The sequence below is a fragment of the Gilvibacter sediminis genome (assembly GCF_028561565.1).
Classification (GTDB): domain Bacteria; phylum Bacteroidota; class Bacteroidia; order Flavobacteriales; family Flavobacteriaceae; genus Gilvibacter; species Gilvibacter sediminis.
The window spans coordinates 1260957-1277276 of sequence record NZ_JAQQTE010000001.1; the positions used below are offsets into that span (position 1 = coordinate 1260957).

17 protein-coding genes are annotated in these 16320 nt (G+C 44.1%); 6 read left to right on the forward strand and 11 right to left on the reverse strand.

What is annotated here, in order from left to right; translation table 11 throughout:
* Positions 1–11 precede the first annotated feature (11 nt).
* Both POW22_RS05730 and POW22_RS05735 read right to left on the reverse strand, forming a co-directional pair.
* Positions 12–1994 carry a urocanate hydratase gene (locus POW22_RS05730; RefSeq protein WP_272831668.1) on the reverse strand — a complete coding sequence of 661 codons (1983 nt, stop codon included), beginning with the start codon at positions 1992–1994 and terminating at the stop codon, positions 12–14.
* Entirely contained in the window at positions 1991–2173 is a 183-nt protein-coding gene (locus tag POW22_RS05735; protein ID WP_272831669.1) for a C1orf53 family protein, read from the reverse strand. The genes POW22_RS05730 and POW22_RS05735 overlap by 4 nt, the downstream gene beginning before the upstream one ends.
* Before the next feature lie 33 nt (positions 2174–2206).
* Here POW22_RS05735 and POW22_RS05740 point away from each other — a divergent pair, with 33 nt between their 5' ends.
* A complete protein-coding gene (locus tag POW22_RS05740) occupies positions 2207–2533 on the forward strand; it encodes a hypothetical protein (RefSeq protein WP_272831670.1) in 327 nt (108 codons plus the stop codon).
* Between the two features lie 99 nt (positions 2534–2632).
* On the opposite strand, the gene POW22_RS05745 is transcribed toward POW22_RS05740, so the two are convergent.
* Positions 2633–2902, reverse strand: a complete 270-nt coding sequence (locus tag POW22_RS05745) for a hypothetical protein (RefSeq protein WP_272831671.1) — start codon at positions 2900–2902, stop codon at positions 2633–2635.
* 2 nt (positions 2903–2904) lie between these two features.
* Entirely contained in the window at positions 2905–3660 is a 756-nt protein-coding gene (locus POW22_RS05750; RefSeq protein ID WP_272831672.1) for a hypothetical protein, read from the reverse strand.
* A 138-nt stretch (positions 3661–3798) separates the two neighbouring features.
* On the opposite strand from POW22_RS05750, the gene POW22_RS05755 reads away from it, so the two are divergent.
* The 3 genes from POW22_RS05755 to hemL are packed head-to-tail and all read left to right on the forward strand — an operon-like array spanning position 3799 to position 6876.
* Positions 3799–4704, forward strand: coding sequence for a 1-aminocyclopropane-1-carboxylate deaminase/D-cysteine desulfhydrase (locus POW22_RS05755; protein ID WP_272831673.1), 906 nt, complete (start codon positions 3799–3801; stop codon positions 4702–4704).
* Between the two features lie 3 nt (positions 4705–4707).
* The gene (locus POW22_RS05760; RefSeq protein WP_272831674.1) at positions 4708–5580 is read left to right on the forward strand and encodes a glucosaminidase domain-containing protein; all 873 of its coding nucleotides are present in this window, start codon (positions 4708–4710) and stop codon (positions 5578–5580) included.
* Positions 5581–5586: 6 nt separating this feature from the next.
* Positions 5587–6876 (forward strand): glutamate-1-semialdehyde 2,1-aminomutase, encoded by a 1290-nt coding sequence (hemL, locus tag POW22_RS05765; RefSeq protein WP_272831675.1) that lies wholly within the window; start codon positions 5587–5589, stop codon positions 6874–6876.
* Between the two features lie 46 nt (positions 6877–6922).
* On the opposite strand, the gene POW22_RS05770 is transcribed toward hemL, so the two are convergent.
* The 5 genes from POW22_RS05770 to POW22_RS05790 all read right to left on the reverse strand — a co-directional run bounded on the left by POW22_RS05770 (position 6923) and on the right by POW22_RS05790 (position 10806).
* Positions 6923–7267, reverse strand: a complete 345-nt coding sequence (locus POW22_RS05770) for a hypothetical protein (protein ID WP_272831676.1) — start codon at positions 7265–7267, stop codon at positions 6923–6925.
* Between the two features lie 182 nt (positions 7268–7449).
* Positions 7450–7902 carry a hypothetical protein gene (locus tag POW22_RS05775; protein WP_272831677.1) on the reverse strand — a complete coding sequence of 151 codons (453 nt, stop codon included), beginning with the start codon at positions 7900–7902 and terminating at the stop codon, positions 7450–7452.
* Between the two features lie 100 nt (positions 7903–8002).
* Positions 8003–8563, reverse strand: a complete 561-nt coding sequence (locus POW22_RS05780) for a YdbT family protein (RefSeq protein WP_272831678.1) — start codon at positions 8561–8563, stop codon at positions 8003–8005.
* 6 nt (positions 8564–8569) lie between these two features.
* A complete protein-coding gene (locus tag POW22_RS05785) occupies positions 8570–9631 on the reverse strand; it encodes a WD40/YVTN/BNR-like repeat-containing protein (RefSeq protein ID WP_272831679.1) in 1062 nt (353 codons plus the stop codon).
* 92 nt (positions 9632–9723) lie between these two features.
* Positions 9724–10806 carry a hypothetical protein gene (locus POW22_RS05790; RefSeq protein ID WP_272831680.1) on the reverse strand — a complete coding sequence of 361 codons (1083 nt, stop codon included), beginning with the start codon at positions 10804–10806 and terminating at the stop codon, positions 9724–9726.
* 439 nt (positions 10807–11245) lie between these two features.
* Between POW22_RS05790 and POW22_RS05795 the strand changes: the two genes are divergently transcribed.
* Complete coding sequence (locus tag POW22_RS05795) at positions 11246–13774, forward strand: M14 family metallopeptidase (protein WP_272831681.1); 2529 nt, start codon at positions 11246–11248, stop codon at positions 13772–13774.
* On the opposite strand, the gene POW22_RS05800 is transcribed toward POW22_RS05795, so the two are convergent.
* Positions 13775–14161: a thiol-disulfide oxidoreductase DCC family protein gene (locus tag POW22_RS05800; protein WP_272831682.1), complete on the reverse strand. Its 387-nt coding sequence runs from the start codon at positions 14159–14161 to the stop codon at positions 13775–13777. It abuts the gene before it with no gap.
* A gap of 47 nt (positions 14162–14208) precedes the next feature.
* Entirely contained in the window at positions 14209–15675 is a 1467-nt protein-coding gene (locus POW22_RS05805; protein WP_272831683.1) for a hypothetical protein, read from the reverse strand.
* A 162-nt stretch (positions 15676–15837) separates the two neighbouring features.
* On the opposite strand from POW22_RS05805, the gene yiaA reads away from it, so the two are divergent.
* Positions 15838–16317 (forward strand): inner membrane protein YiaA, encoded by a 480-nt coding sequence (yiaA, locus tag POW22_RS05810; RefSeq protein ID WP_272831684.1) that lies wholly within the window; start codon positions 15838–15840, stop codon positions 16315–16317.
* Positions 16318–16320 lie beyond the last annotated feature (3 nt).

A 16320-nucleotide genomic window follows, 5' to 3' on the forward strand; every position in this document is an offset into this window, starting at 1 on the left:
AGCATTACAGTTTAAAATAATGAATCGTCAACTTGATTCGGAAGCGTTACTCGCAATTTTGGCTCTCGGGCCATTTCTGCTTTAATCGCAAATAATGCTTCTTCATTTCGCGCCCAACCTCGTCTTGCAATTCCGTTATTCACATCCCAAAAAAGCATCTGTCGCAATCGGGTTTGCGCTGCTTTAGAACCATCAAGAACCATACCAAATCCACCGTTTATAACTTCTCCCCAGCCAACACCACCACCGTTGTGAATGCTCACCCAAGTGGCTCCTCTAAAGCTGTCTCCAATTACATTGTGGATGGCCATATCTGCTGTAAAGCGGCTGCCGTCATAAATGTTAGAGGTCTCTCTGTAGGGTGAATCAGTCCCAGAAACATCGTGATGATCACGCCCGAGGATCACAGGTCCGAGTTCTCCTTTTTCAATTGCCTCGTTAAATGCTTCAGCAATCGCGATGCGACCTTGTGAATCCGCATAAAGGATGCGCGCTTGGGACCCTACGACTAATTTGTTTTCTTGCGCTCCTTTGATCCATTGAATATTGTCTGCCATTTGCTGTTTGATCTGCTCTGGAGCTTCCTGCTTCAGTCGTTCTAAAACACCAAGAGCAAGTGCATCTGTCTTGGCTAGATCTTTAGGATCTCCACTGGCACAAACCCATCGAAACGGACCGAATCCGTAGTCAAAACACATGGGCCCCATAATGTCCTGTACATAACTTGGGTAGATAAATTCACGCGCCGGATCTTCGGTATCTAAAATATCAGCACCTGCTCTGGAAGCCTCTAGTAAGAACGCATTTCCATAGTCAAAGAAGTAAGTTCCTTTTGCTGTATGCTTATTGATAGCTGCAGCATGGCGCTTTAAACTAGCCTGTACGTGATTCTTGAATGCAGCAGGATCATTAGCCATCATGGCGTTAGCCTCTTCAAAACTCAGACCTACCGGATAGTAGCCGCCAGCCCAAGGATTGTGCAAGGAAGTTTGATCACTTCCAAGATCTACATGAATTCCTTCTTGATCAAAGCGCTCCCAAACATCTACTATATTACCGCTGTAGGCAATAGAAACCGTTTCTTTTGCAGCCAATGCCTTTTTTACGCGATCACTAAGCACAACAAGGTCATCAATAACCTCGTCTACCCAGCCCTGGCTGTGACGCGTGTGAGTCGCCTTAGCATTTACTTCTGCACAAACCGTCACACAGCCAGCAATATTTCCGGCTTTGGGTTGCGCACCACTCATCCCTCCTAAACCAGAGGTCACAAAAAGCCCTCCTTTAGGAGCCTTTCCTATCTTTCTAAAACCGTTAAGCACCGTAATGGTTGTTCCGTGTACAATTCCTTGCGGCCCAATGTACATATAACTGCCTGCGGTCATTTGCCCGTATTGCGTAACTCCTAAGGCATTGAAACGCTCCCAATCATCCGGTTTGGAATAGTTGGGAATCATCATACCATTGGTCACCACAACACGCGGTGCATTCTCATGTGACGGAAACAGTCCCAAAGGATGTCCGGAGTACATCACCAAAGTCTGATCGTCGGTCATCTGGGACAAATACTGCATGGTGAGTAAGTACTGCGCCCAGTTTTGAAATACCCCACCGTTTCCACCATAAGTGATGAGTTCATGTGGATGCTGCGCTACGGCCGGATCTAAATTGTTTTGGATCATGAGCATAATGGAACGAGCCTGCAAAGAATTTCCAGGATACTCATCAACCGGTCTTGCGTACATGTTATAAACCGGTCGCAATCGGTACATATAAATACGGCCATAGGTCTCCAATTCCGCTTTAAACTCGGGCAATAAGGTAGCGTGATGTACAGGGTCAAAATAACGCAGGGCATTGCGCAGGGCCAGCTCCTTCTCGTAATCGTTTAAGATCGCTTTGCGCTTAGGCGCATGATTGACCGTGGTGTCATAAGGTTTTAGTGGAGGGAGTTGGGAGGGAATCCCTTGTTGAATAGCTTCTTTGAAACTCATGAATTCGGTTTGGATTGGGTATTGGTCTTTTTGTCGTAGCCGTAAGGGCAGTGTCTGCAGCCACTCTCACAACAATACCCACGCTTGAGGTGATACTGTTCTGTAAAGCATTTGTAACCCTCCGGAGTGAGGTAATAATCACCGGGTTCCAAAGGGATTCTTTTTCCAAATGTGCTCATAGTACAAAAATACTATTTTCTTACCTTGAGCCCATGATCGTAGTGGTAAATAGATACTTGCTTCCTAGAGGTACTTACGGGATGACCCTTTGGCCATTTATTTTGGTGAGAGATTCACGCCTGCGTAAAGATCCCGTTCTGATCAACCACGAGCGCATCCACTTAAGACAACAATTGCAACTTTTAATTATTCCTTTCTATTTGTGGTATGGGATAGAGTTCGGGCTGCGCTGGTTAAAGTATGGCAATAGAAAAAAGGCCTACAGTAATCTTTCTATGGAACGCGAGGCTTACGCCAACGAGACCGATCTTGATTATCTGCAGACCTTTCGTCTGTGGTCTTTTATGAGGTATTTATAAAAAGCGCATCGGAAGGGGGTAGGGTCGCCGCGGATTGAAGGAACGGCTCGCCATTCCAAATGCGCAATAAGTTTAAGCTAAATCATTTGCGGTTTACGCTTAACGATCGTTGTCGATCTTTCCAAAAGGCTTAAGTTCTGGAGTGGCTAGTTTAAGCGTATCGCTAGCCTTTGCTTTGGTATCACTACTGCTAATTGCATATGGAGTGAGTTCTGGTCTTCCAACTAAAGCGGTTTTTACAGTGTCTGTAGTTTTTGCTTTAGTTTCTATGCTGTAGGCTTTGAATTGTGCTACAGCCGTTGAGTCTTTTTGTTGTGCAAAGCTTGTCAAAGAGCACAAGAACATTGGGATAAGTAGTAAGTATTTCATGACTAGTACTGGATTGATAGGGTTGCGTGGTTTGTATCTGGGTAATAATCTGGGAAGATTGCAATACCGTCTGTTCCGTATAGGTTGGTGGTTTTAACTTGCAATTCAAGTTCGTAGGTTTGACCTACAGTCAATCCCGTTAACAGTTTTGAGAAGGCTCCACTCCAAGTGGTAATGGTGTAGGTTGAACTTCCTGACTCGTGAATAGATTGCGAGTTTGTTGTGGTTCCACCAAGTACGGTGTTGGTAGTGGTGTCATAGACTCTAAAGGATCCGTAAGACAAAGAGTTGGTGTAAGCCACTCCAGACATGGTCAGGTTAAGCATTACTTCTGACTTCTCTGCAGTGAACGTCAATTTCATTCCTGGAACTGCAGTGTAGCTGCTTCCAGCAAGGATCTCATTAGTAGTTAACGATACACTTTGTGCTTTAGGCAATTCTTCATTGTCACGACGCATGGCTACCCATTCGTCTCCGTCCCAGTAGTAATATCCTTTTCCTGTAGTAGTGTTGGTGTTATAAACCAAAAGACTTTCTGCGTCGGCTAATTCAGATTCAGATGATCCTACATCAGTAATCGGGTCAATAGTGCTTAGGTCTGCAATATCTACTCGAGGGATAAATACTCCCTTATCTGAACTGCTAATGTCTAAAATAGATCCAGCGTCTGGGCTTGTTGTGTTGATTCCAACTTGAGCTGCAGCGGTGAAGCTTGCGGCGAAAAGAAAAACTGTGGTTAATTTTTTTAAAGTTTTCATGCTAATAGGTGTTTATTGATTTGGGTTTTTGTAATTGTTCTGAGGCGAAAGTACCTCGCCAGCAAGGCTTTGTAGGATGATTTTAGACAGATCACTATTTGTTGTCGACGAATGGTGTATTTTAGTTCGACAAAACAATTGAACGACATTAAAGCCCAAATAACACCCTTGATTAGCGCGCCAAACGGCGCCCAATTGGACCTTTTAAGAGAGGATCTGCTGGGCGGAGCCGTACAGGGTAATAAGTACAGAAAGCTGCACTACAACCTGCAACATGCTCAGGAATTGGGTGCGCAGACCCTACTGAGTTTTGGAGGAGCTTATAGCAATCATATAGCAGCACTAGCAGCTGCAGCAGCATCCATAGGCATGAGGTCCATTGGGATCATTAGAGGAGAGGAGTTGCAAGACAAGTGGGAAGAGAATCCCACCTTGGGCAAAGCCGTGGCTCTGGGAATGGAGTTGATTTTTGTTTCCCGAGCCGAGTATCGGCTCAGAAATCAAGAGAGTTATCTAATCGAATTACAAGAAAAATATCCAGAGGCTTATATCATACCAGAAGGCGGGACTAATGATTTAGCACTACAAGGCTGCCGAGAGATCTTGGGAGCGCACACCCAAGATTACGATTGTATCTGTGTGCCTGTCGGGACCGGAGGAACTTTGGCCGGAATCAGCCAGGCGGCAATGGCGCATCAAAAGCTTATCGGATTCCCTGCTCTTAAAGGCGATTTTATGGTTGATGGGGTGGCTCAATGGACCACTACGAGCAATTGGGAGTTGAATACAGATTATGCATTCGGTGGTTATGGTAAAATAACTGCGCCGCTGATTGCGTTTATAAATCAATTTAAACAAGCACACGGAATTGCCTTGGATCCGGTCTATACGGGGAAAATGCTTTTTGGACTTTTTGAGCTGTTAAAAGCGGACAGATTTCCTGAAAAATCTCGTATTTTAGCGGTGCATACCGGAGGTCTTCAAGGCATAGCAGGAATGCGACAAAAAATTGCCCAAAAAGGTCTTCCGCCGCTCGAAATCTAAGCTATGGTTATCCGCATATTTGCCCTACTTTTTACTTTTGGTTTACTACTGAGTTCTTGTGGGACAAAAAAGAGAACGACTCAAAGAAGAACTAAGCCGCGTACTGCGCAAACCACATCGACCAAACCGGATACTTCTGGGCAAACCACTACCACAACTACTACGGGTAGTACAACTGGGCAACAAGATCAGCCAGACACCACCCAAGCCACTCCAAAGGATCTGACCTATGCAGAAGCTGTTGCTTGGTATATTGAGACCTTTAGTCAAGTAGCACAGCAGGAAATGGAACTCTATAAGATTCCCGCGAGCATTACCATGGCTCAGGGTATTTTAGAATCTGGTGCGGGTAGAAGTGATCTCACCCAAAGAGCCAACAATCATTTTGGTATTAAATGTCATACGCAGTGGACGGGAGAACGCGTCTATCATGATGACGACGAATTACAAGAGTGTTTTAGAAAATACATTGATGCCAAGTATTCCTTTAGAGATCATTCACTCTTTTTAACGGAGCGTCGCCGCTATAGCGGTTTGTTTGATCTGGCTATTGACGATTACAAAGGCTGGGCACGGGGCTTAAAACGCGCCGGATACGCAACAGACCCAAAATATCCCAACAAACTTATCAGCATCATTGAGCGCTATCAGCTTTACAAATTAGATGAGGAAGTTTTAAACGGTGGAGCTATTACAGGTAGAGGATCTTCTACGAGCACCACTGCTCGAACTACTTATGTTGTAAAACAAGGAGACACATTATACAGTATTGCCCGCAGGCACAACCTGAGTGTTGATGCTTTGAAGGCCAAGAATGGACTTACTTCTAACACCATCTCTATTGGTCAGACGCTAGATGTTGGTTCTGAAAATTAAATTTTTATGATCTATAAACGCAGCAGTGCCTTATTTGCAGAGGCCGCGCAATATATTCCGGGAGGGGTTAATTCCCCCGTAAGAGCTTTTAAGGCCGTTGGTGGCGATCCGATCTTTGTGGAACGCGCAGAAGGTGCTTACCTTTATGATGAAGACGGCAATACCCTAATTGATTACATCAGTTCTTGGGGGCCGATGATCTTAGGGCATGCCTATGCTCCTGTGATTGATGCGATCAAGGAAAGAGCTGAAAAGGGAACATCTTATGGAATGCCTACAGCTTTGGAAACTGAAATTGCCAAGTTGGCTGTTGAAATGGTTCCGGGGATTGACAAGATCCGTTTTGTGAATAGTGGTACAGAAGCCTGTATGAGTGTCATCCGCTTGGCCAGAGGATATACTGGGCGCGACAAGATCATTAAGTTTGCCGGCTGCTATCACGGTCACAGTGATTCATTTTTGATCCAGGCGGGTAGTGGTGCTGTAACTTTTGGAAATCCAAACAGTCCTGGTGTCACTCAAGGAACTGCGAAGGACACTTTGTTGGCACGATACAACGACTTAGACCAAGTTAAAGAGATCATCGCTGCAAACTCAGGAGCCATAGCCGCGATCATTTTGGAACCTGTAGCTGGGAATATGGGTTGTATACCACCTGCGGATGGATTTTTAGAAGGCTTGAGAGCTCTGTGTGACCAACACGAGATCCTATTGATCTTTGATGAGGTCATGACTGGTTTTAGACTGGCTGCAGGAGGTGTTCAGGAACTTATGAATGTTCGTGCAGATTTGGTAACCTTTGGAAAGGTGATTGGTGGAGGCTTGCCAGTGGGAGCATTTGCAGGCCCTGCGCATATCATGAGTCATTTGGCACCAGAAGGTCCCGTATACCAAGCAGGGACTTTGAGTGGCAATCCTTTAGCCATGGCTGCTGGATTGAGCATGTTGACTACCCTTAACCAGCAACCAGAAGTATTTACAAGCTTGAATGAAAAGACGGCTTACCTACACCGCGGATTGGAAGAAGGCTTGGCTGCAAGTGGATTGGACTATTCCATAAACAGATTGGGGTCCATGATCTCGGTGCATTTTAGCCCGACACCCGTAACGGATTTTGATACTGCAGCACTTGGGAATAACGAGAATTTTAAAAAGTACTTTCACAGCATGCTGCGCCAAGGAATCTATTTGCCGCCGTCTGCTTTTGAATCTTGGTTCCTCAATGACGCCTTGTCCTATGAGGATATTGACAAGACCATTGCGGCCTCAAACAACGCACTAAAGGAATTGGCATAAAAAAAGCGCTTCATAAAGAAGCGCTTTTTTTATATCGTTTAAATGATTACTGCTTGCGTAACCATTTTTTGTATTGCTTTTCAGTAAGCGTCTCTTTCATGCTGTTGTTGAAGTTCTCCTCCAATTTACGAGCAACATGAGCAACGTTCGGGTTGTTCGGGTCTTTTCCCTTAACACTCTTTCTGTATTCTACTTCACGCTTTACAATTGCACGGAATAGAGTGCGTTCTTGCTCATCGCTTAGGTTTAGTTCTTTGTCTAATTGAGCCAATTCCGCCTTAGCCATTTCATCTGGCTTATCTCCACTTGCAGTAAGCGTTTGTCCGTTCATGGTTTGAGAAAACAATCCAAGTACCAAAGTCAAAAGCGCTAATTTGAAAATACGTTTCATTTCTTAAATTTTTTGTTTTGTTCAAGCAGGAACCTTTGGGGGCGTCAGTGCCTTCTAGGCCGTCCTGAGTGTACTAATGTACTAAATATTTACTTACAAGAAAGGGTTTACAAGAATAAAGCCAAAAACACGTTTTTCATCCGTTTTTTTGGCTTTTTCAACTACAAATCAACTGTTAAAATTTACTTTCTCTTGGCGTGTCTGCCCTTGCGACCGCGTTTTTTCTCATGCTGCATTTTCTCCCATTTTTCGTATTGATCTGCATTTAAGATCGATTTGATCTCTGCTTTAATGGCGATCTTTTTGTCCAGTGCTGCGTCCATCTTTTCAAAACGCTGCTCACTGGTGAGTTTTTTGATCTCATCGGCCTCTTTGCGTGCTTTGGCTGCTTCCATCATAGCTTTTTTATCTTGAGCTATCTTGGTTTGCACTTCTAGCATGGCTAGTTGTTGATCAGCGTCCAAGTCTAGAGCCAAGGTGAGCTTTTTGGTTTCTAATTGTGCCAGTTGTTCTGCGCTAAAGTCTTTGAGCATTTCTGCTTGTGGACCGTGTTGTGGATTTGGACCTCGGTGTCCGCGTTGGGCGAAAGCTGCTGAGGTGGTCAGGGCGAGCATAAGGATTAAAATATTCTTCATGATTTCTAAAGTTTTAATGTTTTGTTTGCCCTTATGACTGCACAAACTCCTGAGCGTTTAATCCAACCAGAAATTCTTAACACTTATTAACTTTAGAGGTTTAGAAGTTGACTGTGAGGTCGCCGCGTTGCAGTTCTGTGATCTTATTGTATACGTTGCGAACGTCTTTAATGAGTTCCAGTTGAGGAGCAGTTTTCATTCCCGGCCACCAAGACATGCCTGAACTCCAGCGTTGATGCGGAGATCGTGGGCCGAGCAGAATACTGCCGCTGCGGTCTGATTTTTCTTGATACTCCAAATGACTGATGTTTTTAATGCTGACGGAGTTCAGGGTAGTACTGAATACTCCGGATTTTATCAAGATGCGGTCTTGAGTGATGCCGTAAACAGTTTTCGCTCGGACTCGCGCATCGACAAAGAAACGTCCGAAGACCAAAAACAATCCGACTAAAACAAAAGGAATTCCAAACAGCGCAAAGGCACCAGCCTCACTGGCCATGATTACCCAAAAAATTGCGAAGCCGCACCAGAGCACGGTGAAAGGAATCATAAAGACATCTGCAGATCTAAAAACAACCCCTTGTTTGGGTTTGCCTGTCCAGATTAATCCTTCCCCGGGGTTTAAATAGGATCTAAGTTCTGATTGTAAATTCTGATGCATACTCAATTATTCAACAAAGTATTTTAAAATCTCTCCAGAACGAGAGATCCCGATAAACATGGTTTTGGCGTCTGTCATATGAATGGTAATATAACTGGATAAAGGATCCGATAAAGGCTCCAAAGTGTCTACCAGCATCCAGCTCGCAGTTTCTTGAACGTAGAGATAGAGTTGCCAACGTTCAGATCCTGCCTCTTCATCAAAAAACACTACAGAGATATCGCCTAAGGCATTAACATCAAAAGTAAATGGTATGGCACTGGCAGAAAGCTCTAAGGGCATTTCTATGTTTGCAGAACCGTCCGGGAACTCAAAAAATCCATCACGCGCTATGACGTAATCGAACAAGGACGGCATGCTTTCTAAACTATTCCAATTACCACCGCCATCACTGGTAACCAGCAGTTCCTCATCAGTTCTGACAAGGCCGTTCAATCGATCTTCAAAATAATACTCTTTAATAGGCAGGGTAGTCGAAAGGATCAGATTCCAGTTAGCTCCTGCGTTCACGGTACTGTAAAGCTCCAGAAACTCGCAGCGGTCTTGCACAAATCCGTTTACATCATCAACAAATTGAATATATCCAGTATTAATTCCCGCTCCATCACAAAGGAACTCCAAGGGACGCTCAATATTGTTCCAGGAATCTCCGCCGTTTGTCGTTTTTAATATCCCATCGTAGGTATTGAGGAACAACAAATTTTCAGACAAGGCAATGAGCTTGCCGGTGATGTCTTGATTGATCAGATACTCCCAAGTCTCCCCGCCGTCGATGGTTTTATAGACATAAACTCCAGTAACGGCATAACCGATATTTTCATCCAAGAATACTAGTTGACTAATGGAACAGAACGGAAGCTCACAGAGGTCAAAGGTCACGCTCACGCGCGTACCCGTGAATTGCAAATCCCCGTCACCGCCACCAGCTGTAGTGTCATCGGTTGGGTCTACGGTGTCGTCTGTGGTTTGTTCGGTATCGTCTGTAGGGTCGGTCTCGTTAGAGCAGCTGTGCAGCACGGGCAGCATCAGCAAAAACAAAAACAGTCCTGCTAATTGGATCTTTTTCATAGTGATAGTTGATGAAATCTTAAGGAAGGTACAAAAAATTAGATATAAAAAAACCGCCTCGAAAGGCGGTTTAAAGATCTTTTTAGATTCCTTTAGTCTAAGGATTCTAGGTATTCCACCAACATAGTGACGGCTTCCTCATGCACAACTGTGCGGCCTAACTGAGGCATACGATAGTTTACTAAGGTAGAAAGTGTTCTGGCCTCAATTTCCCCGCGATTGGCATAAATACCTGAATCGTCAAAGGCCGTCTCATAGCGGAAATCCATATCAAAGGTTCCTACTACACCGTTAGGATTGTGACAGTGCGCACAGTTGATGTCCATGTAGGCTCTTGCGCGCTCTTCCAAGGTATATGCAGCGTCGTCCTCCCAGTCTGGCAATAGCGCCAAAGAAGCTGGGTCTGGTGCAAAGGTCAAAATGCCTTCATTGATAAAATACTGCAGTTGGTTGATGTTCACATACTCGTTGTTCGGGTTGAAGTTCAAGCTGCGAAGTTTTGGCCCAATAGGAGTAGTAACTGCGTTGTTGAAGTGACATACAATGCACTCAGAACGCGAAGGAATAATATAGTCTACATTACGAGTTACTCCATTACTATCGATATAGCTGATGGGAACTTCGCCACCGTCTTCATCGTAGAAAGCTTCGGTCTGCTCGTCATTCCACAGGTAGTCTGCAGCTAACCATTCGCCAGCAAGCTTCAATAAGATACGAGTCTCAATGATCTGCTTTCCTAAAGAAGGATCGCGATCGTCTATATTGTAATAAAAGGTCTTAGCAATTAAAGTGTTGTCTGGAAAATCAGGCAATTGATCGTCTCCGGCATACTCCATAGATTGACCATTCGGCAAGCGGATCAAACGCTGTTTGGCCGCGTAATCAGTAAATAAGCCAGAGTTCAATTCGTAAAGATAAACGCCATCACGAGGCGTAAGGTCACTTAAGTTTCCTTCAAATACAGGCAGTTCAGATAGCTTGTCTGTAAAATCTACAGGATCTGGATCTGTAGTAGTATCTCCTCCGCCAGTGGTGTCATCGGTTGGGTCCGTGGTGTCATCTGTGGTGGAAGTATCGTCTGTGGTCGTGTCGTCGCTAGGCGAGTAGTTGTCGTCGCTACAGGCGGTCACAGCCAACGCCAAAGCGAAGAAAAAGATAAGTCGGTAAAGTTTCATAGCGTAAAAATGTTGCTAAATATACCAAAACCAAGGGGATATCAAAAACCTGAAATTGCTTTACTCAGGCAAACGACCATTTAACTCAGGCAAATGACCATTTAACTCGATGTCGGTTTTATGAATTGCCGCACTGTGGTACTTTCGAATCAAGTTCTTTTAAACACTACAACTCGTCAAGAGTTTCACTATAGCAAACCAACGGCAGTCAGCAGGCCATTATTGTTTAATTAGTCCTGTATTCTGCACAGCTCAAAGCCTGTTGCCGCCTTGGTTGCACAAAGCATTGCTTTCTTAAGTAAGGTAAGGAAGTAGTTTTTATTTTTTGGTTGGAAGTTCATCGCCTCTAAGTTACCCTTTGCCAAGGGGGGCCTTAGGGGCGGTGTTTTTTATGGACTAATATTTCCGTAATTTTATGCTTCAACCAATCACTTTACTCATGCGAAAGTTTCTTTCCTTTACCCTCCTTTCTATTTTATTGCTGATTCCGGCCGCGCAGGCTCAAGATTATTTCTTGAAGGATCAAGGACCGTTTAATTCAGATATCCCTTCTCCTGAGGAGTATTTGGAGTATCCTATTGGTTCGCAGCACACCCGCCACGATATGATTGTGAGCTATTTTAAGATGTTGGCTCAGGTTTCAGATCGAGCTACCATAGCTACTTATGGAAAGACACATGAAGGTCGTAAATTGGTGATGTTGACCATTTCCACGCCGGCAAACTTGCAAAATCTTGAAAAAATAAAAGCGGAGCATTTAAAGTATGTGGACCCTAAGCAATCTCCCAATGCGTATGAAAGTCTACCCATCTTTATTCAATTGGGGTATAACGTGCACGGAAACGAACCATCGAGTTCTGAGGCAGCTTTGCTAACGGCCTATACTTTGGTAGCTTCAAACAATCCAAAGGTGCTCAATTATTTGGAGAACGGGATCATTATGATCGATCCTACCATCAATCCTGACGGGCGTGACAGACATACCCAATGGGCCAATCAATACAAGGCAAATCCTTTGGTGTCTGATCCTATGGATGCAGAACACTGGGAAGCTTGGCCAAGAGGGCGTACCAACCATTACTGGTTTGATCTCAACAGAGATTGGTTGTTGGGAATCAACCCGGAAAGTCGCGGGAAGCTCAGTTGGTATCACCAATGGTATCCGAATGTAGTGACTGATTTTCACGAAATGGGCACCAATTCTACCTATTTCTTTGAGCCGATGAAACCCATCGGGTCCTTAGATCCCATCATGCCCAAAGAGAACTATGAAGACCTAAACAATCTTTTTGCGACTTATTATGAAGATGCTTTGAACGGGATTGGATCTTTCTATTACACCAAGGAATCCTTTGATGGAACTTATCCCGGTTATGGATCTTCCTACCCAGACCTGCAAGGGGCTTTAGCGCTTTTGTTTGAACAGGCGAGTTCTCGCGGACATGTTCAAGAAACGGCTTTTGGAGAGATCACCTTTCCGTTTACCATCAGAAACCAATACACTTCCAGCATGGCTACCGTGCAGGCTGCTGTTGAGAATAAAGGTACGCTTAGAAAATACCAACAGGATTTCTTTAAATCCGCAGTCAATGAAAAAGCGCCTACGGGTTATGCTGCTTATACCTTTAATAAGGGAACAGACGGCAACCGCATGAAGGCCTTTATTGACAAATTGTTGTTGCATGAGATCGAGGTCTACAAAAGCGGGGACCAGTATTCAGTGCCGCTAGCGCAGCCGCAACGTCGTATGGTGCAATCCTTTTTTGAGACTTACAAAAGCTATCGTGATTCGGTGTTCTATGACGCCTCTGCTTGGAGTGTTGCTAACTTTTACAATGTGCCTTACAAAGGGCAAACGCGCAATCCGGGAGGTACTCCAGTGACTTCCACAGAAGGTATAACCAATGTGAAGAATGTGCCACAAAGCGGTTACGCTTATTTATTGGATTGGAACGATTATAATGCGCCGGCTGCTTTGTATCATTTACAGTCCAAGGGCATTGTGGTGAATGCTGCCTTTAAGCCTTTTAGCATTGTGACCCATGCTGGAGAGCAGTCTTTTGATTACGGAACGGTGCTGATTCCGGTTTCTAAACAGAATCTTTCCGCATCGGAAGTTTACACCATCATTAAAGAGGCTGAAACTGCTTTTGAAGTTCCGCTTTATGCTGTGAATACAGGCTTTAGTGTAAAGGGAATTGATCTGGGAAGCAACAATTTTAGAGCTTTGGATCAACCCAAAGCTGCTATGCTTATTGGGAATGGCGTAAATTCCTATGAGGCAGGAGAAGTTTGGCATTTGTTGGATACGCGTGTGCGTATGCCGATAACCAAAATACAAATGCGCGCCTTTTCTTTTGCTGACTTGGATCGTTACAACACCTTAGTGATGGTCTCTGGCAGTTATCGTGAACTGGATTCTACACAGATAGATCGCCTAAAATCTTGGGTGGGACAGGGCAATACCTTGATTACCATTGCCAATGCTTCTCGCTGGGCGGTAAGTAGAAAATTGGTCAATGAAAAGTTCACCCAGAGTAAAGACAAGAAAGACACTACAGTGGAGCGTAAGCCTTATGTGGATGCCGGTGAGAACATAGGTCGTGAACGTGTAGGTGGGGTTATTTTAGAGACCGACTTGGATCTGACCCATCCGCTTGGATTTGGATATACTTCCACGCGTTTGCCAGTCTACAAAAACAACTTGGTCTTTTTGCAACCGAGCACGAGTGCATACAGCACGGTAGCTAAGTATACGGCCAATCCACATATCGATGGTTTTATTTCACCAGACAATTTGGAGCAGATGATCAAACCTTCTGCCTCGCTAATTGTAAGTCCTGTAGGTGGCGGTCGTGTGGTGATGTTTGCAGACAACCCGAACTTTAGAGGGTCGTGGTACGGTACTAACCGATTGTTTTTAAATGCCCTATTCTTAGGGTCGGAGATAAGAGTGCCAAGAGACTAACTATTTTAATGAAATAGCACAACTGCTAGAACTTCCAAACCAACGCACGCGGTTTTTGGACGCAGTCTTGTAGATATAATCACGGATCAATCTTGGAATAAAGGCCAATAAAGCAGCCACGCGTTTCCATTTATCGATCTTCCCAACCACGCGCAGAAATCCGTCGGAGTGCGTGTGTACGCCGTTTTGGTCTATGAGGATTACGGTTTCAAGTCTTTCGGTGTTAAAACCGAATTGCTTTAGATATTCTTGACCCTTTGGAGATTGAAAAGGAACAAAGCTAAAGAGGTCTGCCGGAGCAAATTTGAGTAGCCAACCCACAACGCCGTTGCAGAGGTTGCATTCTCCATCAAAAATGATAATGTCTTTTGTAGTTGTAGTTTCCATGATGCCTAAGTAGTCGCAAAGAGTAGGGCTTGCATTACAATTTCTGGCTAATTTCCATGGGTGCCTACAAGATCTAGGGTGGTTTGATAGAGTGTTTCTCCTGTGATCTTGCTCTTGAGCCAGGCGTAAAAACTCATGGTAAAGATGTCTTCCTCCAAGGGATTTTTTTGAGTTAGCTGGGAACTAATTGAATCCACAAAAACCTTGTCTTGCAACACTCTAGGGTTTTGGTAATAGGTGTCTACAATCTTAAGAAAGGCCACTACGCGCTGCTGTTGTTTTTGTTTAAGGATGGATTTGTACTGTCTTCTAAATCGATTCAGTCTCAACAGTACCAGATCTAATTTGTCTCGTTCAATAAGCAGCAGGATCTCAATGATGTTTTTTTGCACTACCCAAGACCAGCCCATTTTCTTTTCATACCAAGCATCGCTGTGGTTGAGTGCACGCATCAATTGGCTCACCTTGTCAAAATTGCCTTGGTGGAAATAATACATGCAAAGGGTCAGTTGTGCATGCAGGTCTGTTTTGGGTTGTTTGTCAAGCAGGTTTGTGGCCTTTTGTGGAGCTCCGCCGTAGAAGTATAACAGACTTTGTAAAAGGGCAACTTTGTCTCGCAGTAGTGCTTTATAACTGGAATAGCTGTTGAGATCTTCATTTAGTAGTGAGACGGTATCCTGGCATTCACGGAGTTGTTTGTTTCTAAAGAGACTCAAGGCAATCAGGTGTAAGCTACGCATGCGGTACAAAGCGTATCGGCCTTGAAGTTCAGGTTTGGAAATGATGAGGCTTTTGATTTGTTGGCAAAACTCCAAGATCTCAAAAAAAGCCTGGTTCTTTTGGGCGTATTCTGTGGCTAGACTGAGTAGTTGAAAGAGGGATTTATAACTCAAGTGATGATCTAGCTTGAGGGAGGCGGCCTCCATCGCAGTGGCAAGTTGCTGGTCAAAGCGAATCTTTGCTGCGGAGCTGTTCTTCCCTTGAAATTGAGCGTATAGCGTTGTGATCTTGAGTTCTTGCAGATAGAGCTCATTGTTGCTTTGGGCCTCATTAAGTAAAGATTGTAAAGACCGGCGCTTCTGCAAATGGGCATACTGTAAATAGGTTTGATAGATCTCGTTGAGAATAGAGTAGGCTTCAATCTGCGTTGCGGCGCTTAAGGCTTTTTCTAAGGTTTTAAAGCCGAGTTTGATCTTTTTCTGTTCAAAAAAGATCCTACTTGCCAGTAAGAGTTTAAGACAATTCATGTCTGCCGAGGTCTCTTTTGAAAAGCTTTGCGTAGCGATGAAATCAATCAAGCGATGTTGTATCCGATTGCTCAGTACGTAAAGGGCATTCTTATTCGGTTTTCCGTATAAGGCAATATCCAATCCTTCCGTTTTTCCCTTGCAAAGCATTTGGAATAGATCTGTATTCTTGGTGTCCGATCTTCGGTTCAATTCTTCCAAATGCCTTTTAAAGGCAAGCTGCTCATCAGTGTCTAATAAGGCAATCGTCTCTTTTAATTCGATCATTTAAACGTAAGTAAAAGTTCAATTAACTACTGAAAATAATAGTTAGTAAAAATAAAAGTATTAAATAAAACGTAAGTATTTTATAAAACTTGTGTTTGTAGCCTATTCGAATCGATCCATATTTGCCCTGTAATCAAAACATAAATCATCAAAACAAGAATTATGGAAGATCAAGTGTTTAAAACCAAAAAACCAGTCAACGCACCCTTTAAATCTAAGACTGTTGACCCAGAGAACTTCGATTGCAAACCCACCTCGGCTTTTGTGTCCGCTTCATGGACGGCGCTCTTTATTGGAATGGTTTCCTACTGTGTCGGGCTGTGGAACGTAAGTATGGAACTCAATGAGAAGGGATATTACTTCACCATTCTCCTGTTCGGATTGTTTAGTGTGGTGTCCGTGCAGAAAAGTGTTCGTGACCGCTTGGAAGGCATTCCCGTCACTGAAATTTACTACGGCATCAGTTGGTTCACTACAATAGCCTCTATACTATTGCTGATCATTGGACTGTGGAACGCAGACATCGACCTGAGTGAAAAAGGCTTTTACGGCATGTCATTTACCCTGGCACTCTTTGCAGCGGTAGCGGTTCAAAAAAATACGCGTGACATTAAATTCTTGGAACGCGCAGAGAAGAATTAACGC

What these genes read in the sequence shown, in the direction of transcription:
- POW22_RS05790 (WP_272831680.1), bottom strand. Translation starts at nt 10,806, where the DNA reads ATGAAACTTTACCGACTTATCTTTTTCTTCGCTTTGGCGTTGGCTGTG.
- POW22_RS05805 (WP_272831683.1), bottom strand. Translation starts at nt 15,675, where the DNA reads ATGATCGAATTAAAAGAGACGATTGCCTTATTAGACACTGATGAGCAG.
- POW22_RS05730 (WP_272831668.1), bottom strand. Translation starts at nt 1,994, where the DNA reads ATGAGTTTCAAAGAAGCTATTCAACAAGGGATTCCCTCCCAACTCCCT.
- POW22_RS05740 (WP_272831670.1), top strand. Translation starts at nt 2,207, where the DNA reads ATGATCGTAGTGGTAAATAGATACTTGCTTCCTAGAGGTACTTACGGG.
- yiaA (WP_272831684.1), top strand. Translation starts at nt 15,838, where the DNA reads ATGGAAGATCAAGTGTTTAAAACCAAAAAACCAGTCAACGCACCCTTT.
- POW22_RS05745 (WP_272831671.1), bottom strand. Translation starts at nt 2,902, where the DNA reads ATGAAATACTTACTACTTATCCCAATGTTCTTGTGCTCTTTGACAAGC.
- POW22_RS05775 (WP_272831677.1), bottom strand. Translation starts at nt 7,902, where the DNA reads ATGAAGAATATTTTAATCCTTATGCTCGCCCTGACCACCTCAGCAGCT.
- POW22_RS05770 (WP_272831676.1), bottom strand. Translation starts at nt 7,267, where the DNA reads ATGAAACGTATTTTCAAATTAGCGCTTTTGACTTTGGTACTTGGATTG.
- POW22_RS05760 (WP_272831674.1), top strand. Translation starts at nt 4,708, where the DNA reads ATGGTTATCCGCATATTTGCCCTACTTTTTACTTTTGGTTTACTACTG.
- POW22_RS05800 (WP_272831682.1), bottom strand. Translation starts at nt 14,161, where the DNA reads ATGGAAACTACAACTACAAAAGACATTATCATTTTTGATGGAGAATGC.
- POW22_RS05795 (WP_272831681.1), top strand. Translation starts at nt 11,246, where the DNA reads ATGCGAAAGTTTCTTTCCTTTACCCTCCTTTCTATTTTATTGCTGATT.
- hemL (WP_272831675.1), top strand. Translation starts at nt 5,587, where the DNA reads ATGATCTATAAACGCAGCAGTGCCTTATTTGCAGAGGCCGCGCAATAT.
- POW22_RS05735 (WP_272831669.1), bottom strand. Translation starts at nt 2,173, where the DNA reads ATGAGCACATTTGGAAAAAGAATCCCTTTGGAACCCGGTGATTATTAC.
- POW22_RS05785 (WP_272831679.1), bottom strand. Translation starts at nt 9,631, where the DNA reads ATGAAAAAGATCCAATTAGCAGGACTGTTTTTGTTTTTGCTGATGCTG.
- POW22_RS05780 (WP_272831678.1), bottom strand. Translation starts at nt 8,563, where the DNA reads ATGCATCAGAATTTACAATCAGAACTTAGATCCTATTTAAACCCCGGG.
- POW22_RS05750 (WP_272831672.1), bottom strand. Translation starts at nt 3,660, where the DNA reads ATGAAAACTTTAAAAAAATTAACCACAGTTTTTCTTTTCGCCGCAAGC.